We start from the raw sequence: 12,814 nt of genomic DNA on the forward strand, positions 1-12,814 counted from the left end.
TACGCAAATGCCGGTTAAATTTCCCTTTCACCGCGGGCCACTGGCCAAATGGGGTTTGACTAACCGGGGCCCGGCGCGCGAAGGTGAGGCAAAAAAACAGGGGAACACACGATCTCATGCACGCCTTGAATCAGCCGGGCGGACACATCTGAATGCGCCCGCTGCTGTCCGTCGAAAACCTCAGCATAGGATTCAACAAGGACGACTCCGTCGTGAAAGACGTGAGCTTTGCCGTCCGGCCGGGCGAAACACTAGCCCTGGTCGGGGAAAGCGGGTCCGGCAAAACAGTCTCCTGCCGCGCGGTTCTGCGCATCCTGCCGAAGGTGGCGCAGCTGCGCTCAGGGCGCATCCTGCTGGACACGGGCAAGGGCCAGCTGGATCTGGCCACGCTGGAAGAACGCCGCATGCGCGACGTGCGCGGCAACATCGTGTCGATGATCTTTCAGGAGCCGATGCGTTCCTTGTCCCCTTTGCACCGGATCGGCAACCAGGTGTCCGAGGTGCTGTGGCTGCATGGCCGAAAGAGCGAGCGCGAAGCCCGCAAACTGGTATTGGAGTGCTTTGAACGGGTCGGTTTCCCGGAGCCCGAACAAACCTACCGCTCTTACCCCTTTGAATTGTCCGGGGGGATGCGGCAGCGGGCGATGATCGCCATGGCGATGGTGGCCAAGCCTCAGCTGCTGATCGCCGATGAGCCGACCACGGCGCTGGATGTGACCACCCAGGCGCAGGTGCTGGGGCTGATGAAGGATCTGCAGCGCGAAACCGGCATGGCGATGATCCTGGTGACCCATGATCTGGGCGTCGTCGCAAACATGGCAGAACAGGTGGTGGTGATGCACAAAGGCCGGGTGATGGAATCCGGCGGGGCTGAGCCGATGCTGCGTGCGCCGGCCCATCCCTACACCCAGGCGCTGTTCAAGGCTGCGCCGGAAATCCCGGATGAGGCGGTGGTTGCCATCCCGCCCTCCCGCGAGGACCTGATCTTGGAAATGACATCGGTCTCCAAGACCTACACGCTCAGGGCCGGCAAGGGCTGGCAGGCGCCAACCCTGATCCACGCCTGCCGCGAGATCGACCTGCGGATGAGCCGCGGAGAGACACTTGCGATCGTCGGCGAGAGCGGCTCCGGCAAGACCACTGCGGCCCGGATCGCGCTGGGGGCAGAACTGCCCGATCCCGGCGGCGAGGTGCTGTTCCGGCCGGCGCCCGGGGAGCCGGCGGTTGCGGTCCATGACATGGACCGCACTGCACGCACCGCCTTTCAGCGCCAGGCACAGATGGTGTTCCAGGACCCCTACTCCTCGCTGTCACCCAGGATGCGCATTCAGGACACGCTGGTGGAGCCGTTGGACATCCACCGCATCGGCAGCCGCGCCGACCGCCGTGACAAGGCGGCCGATATGCTGCGGCTGGTCGGGTTGTCGCCCGACATGCTCAAGCGCTACCCGCACGCTTTTTCCGGCGGCCAGCGCCAGCGCCTGTCCATCGCCCGCGCGCTGATGCTGGACCCGGCGCTGATCGTCTGCGACGAGCCGACCTCAGCACTGGATGTTTCGGTGCAGGAGCAGATCCTGCGGCTGCTGGAAGAGATACGCGACCAGCAGAAACTGTCGTATCTGTTCATCAGCCACGATCTCGCAGTGGTTGCCCGGATTGCCGATGAAGTGGCGGTGATGCGGCGCGGGCTGATCGTCGAGCAGGCGCCGCCGGAAACGCTGTTTTACAATCCCCAGCACCCCTACACCAAAGCGCTGATCGCTGCCCAGCCGGAGCCGGATGTCGATCGGCCCATCAACTTGAAACTGGTTGCCCAGGGCGCCGGTGCACCGGAATGCTGGCCGGAGGAGTTCCGCTTTGACGGCGCCGAAGCGCCGCCGCTGGTGAACATGCTCCACCTGGAACACGGCCACAAGGTACGCTGCCATGTTTGATGCTTTGAAGCCCCTCCTTGCCGCTGCGCTCTGCCTGGCACCGCTTACCGCACAGGCCGGCCCCGAGGTGCAGGAGAGCGCCTTCTGGCGCTCCGAGGTCAAAGCCGGTTACATGCCGCCTGCCGCCAAACGCATCCCAGAGGTGCCGCTGGTGGTGGATCTGGCGGCCAAGGGACGTGAATTCGGCGTTCAGGGCGGCACTCTCAACACCATGGTCACCCGCTCCAAGGACATCCGCCAGATGGTGGTCTACGGCTACGCCCGGCTGGCCGGATATGACGAGAACTACCAGCTGCAGCCGGATATTCTGCTGAGCTTTGAGAATGAGGGCAACCGCCGTTTTACTCTGAAACTGCGGCCCGGCCACCGCTGGTCCAGCGGCGATCCCTTCACCTCGGCCGATTTCCGGTACTGGTGGGAGGACGTTGCCAACAACGAATTGCTGAGCCCGGCCGGGCCGCCCGACTTCATGCGGGTGCTGGGCAAGCTGCCGCGGGTGAGTTTTCCCGACGAGACCACTGTCGTCTACGAGTGGGACGCGCCCAATCCGGGCTTCATGCATCTGCTGGCCCAGGCCCGTCCGCCCTTCATCTACCGGCCGGCGAAGTACCTGAAGCAGTTTCACGCGGACTATGCCGATCCGGAGGTTCTGGCGGAAGAAGTCGATTACGCCCGCGTCAAAAGCTGGGCGGCGCTGCACAACAAATACGACAACATGTACAAGTTCGACAACCACGAGCTTCCGACCCTGCAGCCCTGGATCAACGCGTCGCCCGGCAAGAAGATCCGCCACCAGTTCGTGCGCAATCCTTATTACCACCGCATCGACAGCCGCGGCGTGCAGCTGCCCTATATCGACACGGTGGAAATGGAAATCGTCACCGCCGGGCTTGTGGCGGCCAAGTCGAACGCGGGCGAGGCAGACTTGCAGGCCCGCGGCCTTGGCTTCCGCGACATTCCGATCCTGCGCAAGGGGGAGAAGGACGGCAGGAACTACAAGACCTATCTGTGGGCCTCCGGGGCCGCCTCTCAGATTGCGATCTACCCGAACCTCAACGTGAATGACCCGGTCTGGCGCGAAATCCTGCGCGACGTCCGGGTGCGCCGGGCCCTGTCACTGGCCATCAACCGGCGCGCCATCAACCGGGCGCTCTATTTCAATCTGGCCAAGCCCGGCGCTATGACAGTGCTGGAGCAGAGCGAATTCTTCGACCCCGCGCTGCGCGAGGCCTGGGCGGACTTCGACCCGGAGCTGGCTGGCCAGCTGCTGGACGAGGCCGGCCTGACCGAAAAAGACGGCTACGGTATCCGCTATCTGCCCGATGGGCGCCGGATGGAGCTGGTGGTGGAAACCGCGGGCGAGCGGCAGGAGGTGGAAAACGCGCTGCAGATCATCTCGGACGACTGGCGCGATGTCGGAGTGAAACTGGTGATGCGGCCGCTGGACCGCGACATTCTGCGCAACCGGGTGTTTTCCGGCACCACCATGTCCTCTGCCTGGTTCGGCTGGGACAACGGTCTGCCGCAAGCCTATACCTCGCCGGCCTATCTGGCGCCAACCGATCAGGTGTTCCTGTCGTGGCCGAAGTGGGGCCAGTACTATCAGACCGGCGGCAACGCCGGCGAGCCGCCGGACATGGCCCCTGCCCAGCGGCTGATGGCACTGCTGCAGGACTGGAACATGGCCGCCACCCATGAAGACCGGGCCGCGGCCTGGCGCGAGATGCTGAAAATTCACGCGGACCAGGTCTATGCCATCGGCGTGGTGGCCGCTGCCCCCCAGCCCGTCGTGGTCAGCAACCGCCTGCGCAACGTGCCGGAAAAGGCGGTTTGGGCCTGGGATCCGGGGGCGCATTTCGGCGTCTACCACCCGGATGAGTTTTTCTTCGAGGATGGCGAAGGCTGATGGAAATTCTGCGATACGCCATATACCGCTTTGGCACCATGCTGCTTACTCTGCTGGTGGTGTCGGTGCTGATCTTTGCCATCATCAACCTGCCGCCAGGCGACTATCTGTCGAACCAGATTGCGGAATTGCAGGCCACTGGCCAGTCCGCGGGCGTTGCCAAGGCGGAGTTCCTACGCAAGGAATACGCGCTCGATAAGCCCCTGTGGCAGCAATACATGATCTGGATGGGCTTCATGCCCGGCCCGCACGGGTTTTCCGGCATGATCCAGGGCAACTTCGGCTGGTCTTTCGAGTTCGACAGCCCGGTGGCCGATATAGTTGGCGACAGCCTGTGGCTGACCGTTCTGGTCAACGTGGCGGCTGTGGTCTTCGTCTATGCCGTGGCACTGCCGCTGGGCGTTCTGGCCGCGGCCCGGGCGCGCACCTGGGTCGACTACACAACCGCCTTTGTCGGCTACCTGGGTTTGGCCACGCCGAACTTCCTGCTGGCGCTGATCCTGTTCTATTACGGCCACCGCTGGTTCGACCTGCCAATCGGCGGGCTGATGGCGCCTGAATTCGAAGGCGCGCCGATGAACTGGGAGAAGGTGAAATCCATCCTGGTGCATCTGATCGTGCCGACCTTCGTGATCGGCACCGCTGGCGCCTCTGCCATGATGCAGCGGCTGCGCGCCAACATGCTGGACGAACTGGGCAAGCCGTATGTGGAAACCGCCATTGCCAAGGGCATGGCACCCTCGCGCATGCTGGCCAAATACCCGCTGCGGGTGGCCTTCAATCCCTTTGTCGCCGATATCGGCAACCTGCTGCCCGCGATGATTTCCGGCTCGGTGCTGGTGTCGGTCGTGCTGGGGCTGCAAACCATCGGCCCGACCCTGCTGACCGCGCTCAAGACGCAGGACATGTTCCTGTCGGGCTTCGTGCTGATGTTCGTCGCCCTGCTCACCCTCATCGGCACCATGATTTCTGACGTGCTGCTGGTGCTGCTTGATCCCAGAATCCGCTATGAGGGGCGCGGCGCATGACCCAGCTGCCTGACGGACGTTATGTCGACGATGAACCCTTTGACCCGCAAGCCTCGCTGCTCGAGCTGGAGCGCAAGGATCTGGACGCCCCCAACTGGCTGCTGGTCTGGCGCAAGTTCAAGACGCATAAGCTGGGACTGATCTCGGGCATCTTCCTTCTGATTGCCTACGGCCTGATCCCCTTTGCAGGCTTCATTGCGCCATACGGCCCCAATCAGCGGTTTTCAGAGCACCTTTATTCGCCGCCGCAATCCATCAAGCTGTTCCACGAGGGTGAATTCATCGGGCCCTACGTCTATCCGATGACTTCCGAGGCGAACCTGGAGACCTTTCAATGGGAATTCAAACCGGACACTTCGCGTCCGCTTAAGCTGACGTTTTTCTGCAAAGGCAGCACCTATTACCTGGCGGGTTTCATCGAAAGCAACCGCCACTTGTTCTGTGCTAGCGAGGAGGCGACGATCTTTATTCTAGGATCGGACCGTCTGGGCCGCGACATCTTCAGCCGCGTATCCTACGGGGCGCAGCTGTCGCTGACGGTTGGTCTGATCGGGATTACGGTTTCCTTTGTTCTTGGCATCTTTTTCGGCAGCATCGCCGGATACTTCGGCGGCCGGGTCGATTGGCTGGTGAACCGGGTGATTGAAATCCTGCGGTCGCTGCCGGAGCTGCCTTTGTGGCTGGCGCTGTCCGCCGCGGTGCCATCAAATTGGTCGCCGGTTGCGGTGTTCTTCATCATTTCGATCATCCTCGGCATTCTTGACTGGCCCGGGCTGGCACGCTCTGTGCGCTCCAAGTTCCTGTCCTTGCGGGAAGAGGAATATGTCCGCGCCGCGGAAATGATGGGCGCCTCGTCGGGACGCGTGATCCGCAAGCATCTGCTGCCGAACTTCATGTCGCACCTGATTGCCTCGGCCACGCTGTCGATCCCCGCGATGATACTGGGGGAAACGGCGCTCTCGTTTCTTGGCCTTGGCCTGCGCGCCCCGGCGGTCAGCTGGGGGGTGATGCTGAATGACGCACAGAACCTTACCGCGGTTGAGATTTATCCCTGGCTGGCCGTACCGATGCTGCCGATTGTCATTGTCGTGCTGGCCTTCAACTTCCTTGGCGACGGCCTGCGCGACAGTCTGGATCCCTATCAGCAATGACGCTGCTTGCCGCCCTGCCCGCCACGGGCGCTTACCGCCTCACCGGCACCGGCCGATGGCGCAGCGCTTTTGCGGTGACGGAACTGGCCAATGCCTCGATTGCCGCGGTTGGCCTCGAGCTTGCACGGCTGATTGAGGCGCTGAACCTCGCGCCCTTGGCGCCTGAAGTCACCGTCGATCAGCGGCTGGCGTCGCTTTGGTTCAGCTACAGCTTCCGCCCCGATGGCTGGGAGCTTCCCAGCCTGTGGGATGCCATTGCAGGCGTGTATGAAACGCAGGACGGCTGGATCCGCCTGCACACCAATCTGCCGCACCACCGCAAGGCCGCGCTGCGGGTACTTGGCTGCGCAGGCGAACGCAGCGCCGTAGCCGCAGCGGTACGCCATTGGCTGGCGGACAGGCTGGAAAGCGAGATCGTAGCCGAAGGCGGTGTGGCCGCGGCCATGCGCAGCCGCGCGGAGTGGCTGACGCATCCGCAAGGCCGCGCCGTCGCGGCGGAGCCGCTTATCCACTGGACCTCCCCCCGCGCTGTGCGGCTGCTGGACCGGCCTCTGGCAACGGCAGCGCGCCCGCTGGCAGGGCTGCGCGTGCTCGACCTGACCCGGGTGCTTGCGGGTCCGGTGTCCACACGCACTCTGGCCGGTTTCGGCGCCGATGTGCTGCGCATCGACCCGCCCGGCTGGGATGAGCCGGGGGTGATCACCGATATTTCCCTGGGCAAGCGCATGGCGGCGCTGGATCTCACCAAGGGCGAAGACCGGCTGGTGTTCGAGACACTTCTGGCGGATGCGGACGTTCTGGTGCATGGCTACCGCCCCGGCGCTCTGGACGGGCTGGGTTACGGGGCGGACAGCCGCCGCCAAATTGCGCCCAACGCGGTGGAGGTGACGCTGGATGCTTACGGCTGGACCGGCCCCTGGGCCGCCCGCCGCGGCTTCGACAGCCTGGTGCAGATGAGCGCAGGGATCGCCGATGCCGGCCGCGCTTGGGCCGGATCGGACAAGCCCGCTCCGCTGCCGGTACAGGCACTCGACCATGCCACCGGTTATCTGATGGCTGCCGCAGTGCTCTCAGCGCTCACCGCAGCGGCCGGGGGGGCGGAGGTTCCGTCAGCGCATCTTTCTCTCGCGCGCACGGCTGAGCTGCTTGCCGGACTGCCAGAATCTGCTGAAGGCCCGGCCCTCACCACTTCGGCCGGTAGCGATTACAGCGAAAAGATCGAGAACAGCGGCTGGGGCCCGGGCCGCCGCCTCGCACCCCCGCTCTGGATTGGATCAAAGCCGATCCGCTGGGATCTGCCAGCCGGATGCTGCGGCAGCAACGCGGCCTGCTGGCCCGAATAACCGGTTGCTGTCCGGCACTCTGCGCCGCGCGGCAGCGCGGCGCCACGCCCAACCCCAAGCGGAGCGCGCCAGCGGTCCAGCGCGGGGGCGGGAGAGCCCCGGCCGCAGCCTCACCGGTCGTCGCCGCCGGGTCCGCCCATTTCCTCCAGCATGTCTTCGTCGATTGCTGCCTGCACAGCGCCTGCTGCGGCTTCCTTCTGTTTCGGCGTCAGCTCATCCTCCTGGTCCGGCGCCAGCCGCACGGTGACCTCTCGGTGGGCAAATTTGATGCCTTCGCGGGCAAACAGTTCGCGGATTTCCTGATACACCCGTTTGCGGACGATCCACTGGTCCCCCGGTTTGGTCATGAATTTCACCCGGATGATCATCGCCGAGTCCTGCATCTCGATCACGCCTTGGGATTTCAGCGGCTGAATGAACGTGTGTCCGACAACCGGGTCATCCATCAGAGTCTGGCCCAGTTTCTTGATCAGCTTGCGGACTTTTTCCACATCAGTGTCATAGGTCACCCGCAGCGGCAGCTTCATCATTACCCAGTCGCGGGAATAGTTGGTCAGCACCTTGATCTCGCCAAAGGGGATGGTGTGCAGCGCGCCCAGGTGGTGGCGCAGCTGGAAGGAGCGGACCGAGATTTTTTCCACCGTGCCCTTCACATCGCCGATGTCGATGTATTCCCCCTTGCGGAAGGCATCGTCGATCAGGAAGAAGGCGCCGGAAAAGATGTCCCTGACGAGCGCCTGCGAGCCGAAGCCCACCGCCAGGCCGACCACACCGGCACCGGCAAACAGCGGGCTCACGTTGATGCCCAGTTCCAGCAGCACGATCAGCACGATCGACACCAGAACCACCGCCAGGATCGCGCCGCGGAACAGCGGCAGCAGCGTTGCCAGACGGCTGGCACCGCCCGCGCCGCCTTCATCGCCGAGCTCTCCCTGAGGAGCGTCCCCGGCCTCCTCGTCGATCTTGCTGTCGATCCAGATCCGGAACAGGTGATAGACGATGTAGCCGATGAACAGGATCACCGTGACATCGACCGCCCGTTCGGCGGCGGTGGAAGCGATCCAGCTGGCGTCCGGGTTCCACACGATCACCAAAGAGTATGCTCCGACCACAAAGGCCAGGATGCCCGCAACCCGGCGGGCAAGATCCTCGTAGGTGGCAATCGGGTGCTTGGACCGCGGCGCGACTTCCTCTTCTCCGGTTTCGTCTTCCGGTTCCGGCGTTGCGCTGTCCTGCGGTACGTCCACGACTTCCGCGTTCATCGCCGCGGAAGGTGCCGGCCCGGAAGTATCCGGATGGATTTCCTCCGCCGCAGGCGCGTCAGCTGCATGGATGGCGGTTTCCGGCTCCCCCGCCTCAGCCGCAGCTTCCTCCACTTCTGCTGCTTCGCGCTTAACCAGCCGGGCGCGGCTGAAATAGCGCTCAATACCATAGTTGATCACCCCGTAGACCACCAGGATCGTGGTCAGCACGAAATAGCTGCCCGCCATCAGCGGGATCGAAATGTCCTGCTCAAGAACCAGGTCAAAGGCCAGCTTGAGCCAGCCGAACGCCATATAGATCATCAGAACCGGCGCCCATGCCACGGCCAGAACGCGCACTAGCCAGGAACACTCCTCGGGTGCCCGGCCCGCACGGATGGCGTTTGAAATCGCCCGCCTGTTGACCAGAACCATGAGCAGGTTTCCCAGCGTCCCCACCAGGGCCAGAACGCCGTAAACCAGCGCATAAACATTGTAATTCAGGCCGAAATCCCCGACCCAGGTGGCAAATAGCGTCGTGGAAATGTCGTAGGTCGCCAGCAAAGACGCCCAGATATAAAGCCGCTTGGCATCCCGGTCGGAGAATACGGGGATCCGGTACTGGGCCAAAAACGGTGACAACACCATCCGCCAAAGGTCGGACACCGTGCGCGCCAGGAAGAAGGCGGTATAAACGGCCGTCACGGTGAATTCGATGGACGGATCGCCAGAGGCGCCGAAAATCAGGTAGGAAATCAACGCCGCAAAGACCATCGCGAAAACCGTGGCGCCAATCCCCATCAGGAACCGGAACACCAGAAAGGGCATCTTTTCCTGATAGCCTTGGGGTGTTTCCCGGATCCGCGCGACAACGAACCGCTTGGCAAAGCGCTTGCCATAGATCTCCGTCGACAGCCAGCGGCCGATCAGCAGGAACAGCACACTCCAGCCCATCACCTCGACATAGGTCATTATGCGCCCGTCCGGGCTGGTCTGGCGCAGGATGTACTGCATTTCGAAGATTGAATAGGGCAGCGCCTCCAGTCGGCTGTTCAGTTCCGCCCTGAAGGCCCCAACCCTGGATTGCGCCTTCATCAGGATCGAGGGCTCCTCCATCGCGTCAGAGACCGGATGCCCGGCTTCCGGCTCTGCCGCCGGCGGCGCATTCAGCAGCTGGCCGCTGCTATCGACCACAACCACGCTGACGCCGCTTTCGGCCGCCCGTTCAATCGCCTTGGACAGCGCGTCCGCCGGAGCCGTTTCACTTTCCTGCGCGCCGGCGTGAGGTGTCAGCCCAAAACTCAGCAGCAGGCACAGCAGGAACCGGAACAACATTTGCAGCATCACCGCCTATCCTTTTGGAAACTCGCATCAAACTAATCACGCGCAAGAGCGTTGCGCAAATGGCGCGCGCGCAATTTCCTGTGCGTCGCGCAACCAAGGCGCATGATTGCATGCGCCAGGGCTCCGGGCTATACAAATTCAGATATCCGCTCTTGGGGCGGTCAGCTGCCCCCGAGGCCGTGGAAGTCACCGCCCGGAGCGGCAGCTGCAAAGGCAAATACTGACCGCGCCCCCCGCCCTATCCGGCTGCGGTGCGCGCAATCTGAGGCGGACGATGGCGGAGCACAACAGCACGCGCCCGGGGACGAGCGGCAGTACAGGCCGGCGTGCCCCCGGCGCCGCCGGAACCATCCCCTTGCCCGGCGCGGTCCGGAACCCTGATCAGGCGCTTACATGACGGCAACAAGCACCCGAAAGACAGCAGCGGACACCTGCGCGCGCGGACCGCGGATCATGTTCTACAGCCACGACACATTCGGGCTGGGGCATTTGCGCCGCTCGCGGGCGCTGGCCGGGGCGATTACCGCAGCCAATCCGGACGCTTCGGCGCTGATCCTCACCGGCTCGCCGGTGGCGGGGCGGTTTTCCTTTCCGACCCGGGTGGACCATGTCCGCCTGCCCGGTGTGATCAAACGCGCCGATGGCTCCTATGCCTCGCGCACCATGGGCATGAGCATCGAGGAAACCGCCGAACTGCGCGCGGCTCTGATCCGCTCCACAGTGGAGCAATACGAACCGGATGTGCTGGTGGCCGATAAGGAGCCCACGGGATTCCGCGGCGAACTGATGCCGGCGCTGGAGCTGCTCAAGTCCACTAACCGCTGCAAGATGGTGCTGGGCCTGCGGGACGTTCTGGATGAGCCGGAGGTGCTGGCCGCCGAATGGGAGCGCAAGCACGCAGTCGAGGCGACCCGCGACTTCTATGACGAGATTTGGGTCTATGGACCGCGTTCTGTCTATGACCCGACCGCCGGTTTGCCCTTCACGCCGGAGATGCAGGAACGGATGCACTGGACCGGCTACCTGCGCCGCGACCTTGGCCAAGTGGGCGAACCGCCTGAGCAGCCCTATTTGCTGGTCACCCCCGGCGGCGGCGGCGATGGCGAGATGATGGTAGACTTGGTGCTGTCGGCCTATGAAGCCGACCCGGAGCTGTCGCCCCGGGCGGTGCTGGTTTACGGCCCCTTCCTGTCCGGCGAAACCCGCGAGGATTTCGAGGAGCGCGTTGCCCGGCTCAATGGCCGCGTCACCGCTGTAGGTTTTGAGTCGCAAATCGAAACGCTTTTTGCCGGCGCCCAAGGCGTGGTCTGCATGGGCGGTTACAACACCTTCTGCGAGGTGCTGTCGTTTGACAAACCCGCGGTGATCGTGCCCCGCACCACCCCGCGGCTGGAACAATGGATCCGCGCCAGCCGGGCTGAGGAGATCGGCCTCACCACAATGCTGGACGAGACCCGCGACGGCTGGACGGCTCCGGCGCTGGCCAAGGCGATCCGCGCGCTGGCCACCCAGCCGCCGCCCTCTGCCGCGGGCTCCGAGGGTCTTTTGGACGGGCTGGATTATGTGACACGGAGGGTCTCAGCCCTGTTGCAGGACACGCGCCGGGAGGCTGCTGAATGAGCGCCCCCCGCCCGCCCCTTGCGGTGGTGGTCAAGGGCTGGCCGCGGCTGTCCGAGACCTTCATCGCACAGGAACTGGTCGCCCTGGAAGCGGCTGGCCACGCGTTCGAAATCTGGTCCCTGCGCCACCCCACCGACATCAAACGCCACCCGCTGCATGCGCAGTTGCAAGCCAAGGTGAACTATCTGCCGGAATACCTGCATCAGGAGCCTGAGCGGGTCTGGCGCGCCCGCGCCATTGCGCAAGGCTTGCCTGGCTACGGCGAAGCCTACCGCATCTGGCGCGCCGATCTGCGCCGTGACCCGACCCCCAACCGCATCCGCCGCTTTGGCCAGGCCTGCGTGCTGGCGGCTGAAATGCCTGACGAGGTGCTGGGCCTCTACGCGCATTTCCTGCACACGCCCTCCTCCGTCGCGCGCTATGCCGCAATCATGCGCGGCCTGCCGTGGAGCTTTTCGGCGCACGCCAAGGACATCTGGACCTCACCGGATTGGGAGCTGCAGGAAAAGCTCTCAGCCGCCCATCACGGCGCGGCCTTTGGTGCCACCTGCACCGGTTTTGGCGCTAAGCACCTGCAGGAGCTGGCCGATACGCCGGACCGGGTTGATCTGGTTTATCACGGGCTCGACCTGTCCCGCTTTCCCGCCCCGCCGGAGCGCAAGGCCCGGCAGCCGCAGGATCCGATCCGCTTCATGTCGGTTGGCCGCCTGGTGGAGAAGAAGGGTTTTGACCGCCTGATCGCCGCGCTGGCGCTGCTGCCTGCGGGCCTTGACTGGCACTGGACACACATCGGCGGCGGCGGTCTGGGGGATCTCTTGCAAGGCATGGCGGAGGATGCAGGCATCGCCCACCGCATCACTTGGCGTGGGGCCTGCGATCAGCCCGAAGTGATTGAGGCGATGCGCAACTCCGACCTGTTTGTGCTGCCCAGCCGGGTCGCGGCGGACGGCGACCGCGACGGGCTGCCTAATGTTCTGATGGAAGCCGCCTCGCAAACCCTGCCGATCCTGTCGACCCCGGTCTCCGCCATTCCGGAATTCATCACCCACGGCACCCACGGCCTGCTGAGCGAAGACGCGCCCGAGGCGCTGGCGGAAACGCTGCTCTATGCCGCCCGCCATCCGCAGAAGCTGGCAGAGATGGCTGAGGCCGCGCTGACCCGGCTGCGTTCGGACTTCGGCATGGATCCCGGCATTGCCCAGCTCTCGAAACGGCTGATGGCGATGCTGCAGGTCGGCTGACAGGTC

General features: G+C 64.2%; 8 protein-coding genes. 7 read left to right on the top strand and 1 reads right to left on the bottom strand.

Annotated features, from left to right (window positions below; all coding sequences use genetic code 11):
* The first annotated feature begins 152 nt into the window (after positions 1 to 152).
* The 5 genes from CAER_RS0110580 to CAER_RS0110600 are packed head-to-tail and all read left to right on the top strand — an operon-like array spanning position 153 to position 7,362.
* A complete protein-coding gene (locus CAER_RS0110580; protein WP_027235327.1) occupies positions 153 to 1,934 on the top strand; it encodes an ABC transporter ATP-binding protein in 1,782 nt (593 codons plus the stop codon).
* Positions 1,927 to 3,840 (top strand): ABC transporter substrate-binding protein, encoded by a 1,914-nt coding sequence (locus tag CAER_RS0110585; RefSeq protein ID WP_027235328.1) that lies wholly within the window; start codon positions 1,927 to 1,929, stop codon positions 3,838 to 3,840. The genes CAER_RS0110580 and CAER_RS0110585 overlap by 8 nt, the downstream gene beginning before the upstream one ends.
* A complete protein-coding gene (locus CAER_RS0110590; protein WP_027235329.1) occupies positions 3,840 to 4,868 on the top strand; it encodes an ABC transporter permease in 1,029 nt (342 codons plus the stop codon). Before CAER_RS0110585 ends, CAER_RS0110590 begins: the two co-directional genes overlap by 1 nt.
* Positions 4,865 to 6,019 (top strand): ABC transporter permease, encoded by a 1,155-nt coding sequence (locus tag CAER_RS0110595; protein WP_027235330.1) that lies wholly within the window; start codon positions 4,865 to 4,867, stop codon positions 6,017 to 6,019. Before CAER_RS0110590 ends, CAER_RS0110595 begins: the two co-directional genes overlap by 4 nt.
* Entirely contained in the window at positions 6,016 to 7,362 is a 1,347-nt protein-coding gene (locus tag CAER_RS0110600) for a CoA transferase (RefSeq protein ID WP_027235331.1), read from the top strand. The genes CAER_RS0110595 and CAER_RS0110600 overlap by 4 nt, the downstream gene beginning before the upstream one ends.
* A 110-nt stretch (positions 7,363 to 7,472) precedes the next feature.
* On the opposite strand, the gene CAER_RS0110605 is transcribed toward CAER_RS0110600, so the two are convergent.
* Positions 7,473 to 9,947 carry a mechanosensitive ion channel family protein gene (locus CAER_RS0110605; protein WP_027235332.1) on the bottom strand — a complete coding sequence of 825 codons (2,475 nt, stop codon included), beginning with the start codon at positions 9,945 to 9,947 and terminating at the stop codon, positions 7,473 to 7,475.
* 393 nt (positions 9,948 to 10,340) lie between these two features.
* Here CAER_RS0110605 and CAER_RS0110610 point away from each other — a divergent pair, with 393 nt between their 5' ends.
* Together CAER_RS0110610 and CAER_RS0110615 are read left to right on the top strand one after the other, a co-directional pair.
* Positions 10,341 to 11,567: a glycosyltransferase family protein gene (locus CAER_RS0110610; RefSeq protein WP_027235333.1), complete on the top strand. Its 1,227-nt coding sequence runs from the start codon at positions 10,341 to 10,343 to the stop codon at positions 11,565 to 11,567.
* On the top strand, positions 11,564 to 12,808 hold the full coding sequence (locus CAER_RS0110615) for a glycosyltransferase family 4 protein (protein WP_027235334.1): 1,245 nt from the start codon (positions 11,564 to 11,566) through the stop codon (positions 12,806 to 12,808). The genes CAER_RS0110610 and CAER_RS0110615 overlap by 4 nt, the downstream gene beginning before the upstream one ends.
* Positions 12,809 to 12,814: the final 6 nt, after the last annotated feature.

It is taken from the genome of Leisingera caerulea DSM 24564 (assembly GCF_000473325.1).
In the GTDB taxonomy this organism is placed as follows: Bacteria; Pseudomonadota; Alphaproteobacteria; order Rhodobacterales; family Rhodobacteraceae; genus Leisingera; species Leisingera caerulea.

Bases quoted from the DNA above. Each gene is read 5' to 3' on its own strand.
- CAER_RS0110610 (WP_027235333.1), top strand. From the start codon at position 10,341: ATGACGGCAACAAGCACCCGAAAGACAGCAGCGGACACCTGCGCGCGC.
- CAER_RS0110595 (WP_027235330.1), top strand. From the start codon at position 4,865: ATGACCCAGCTGCCTGACGGACGTTATGTCGACGATGAACCCTTTGAC.
- CAER_RS0110585 (WP_027235328.1), top strand. From the start codon at position 1,927: ATGTTTGATGCTTTGAAGCCCCTCCTTGCCGCTGCGCTCTGCCTGGCA.
- CAER_RS0110590 (WP_027235329.1), top strand. From the start codon at position 3,840: ATGGAAATTCTGCGATACGCCATATACCGCTTTGGCACCATGCTGCTT.
- CAER_RS0110615 (WP_027235334.1), top strand. From the start codon at position 11,564: ATGAGCGCCCCCCGCCCGCCCCTTGCGGTGGTGGTCAAGGGCTGGCCG.
- CAER_RS0110605 (WP_027235332.1), bottom strand. From the start codon at position 9,947: ATGCTGCAAATGTTGTTCCGGTTCCTGCTGTGCCTGCTGCTGAGTTTT.
- CAER_RS0110580 (WP_027235327.1), top strand. From the start codon at position 153: ATGCGCCCGCTGCTGTCCGTCGAAAACCTCAGCATAGGATTCAACAAG.
- CAER_RS0110600 (WP_027235331.1), top strand. From the start codon at position 6,016: ATGACGCTGCTTGCCGCCCTGCCCGCCACGGGCGCTTACCGCCTCACC.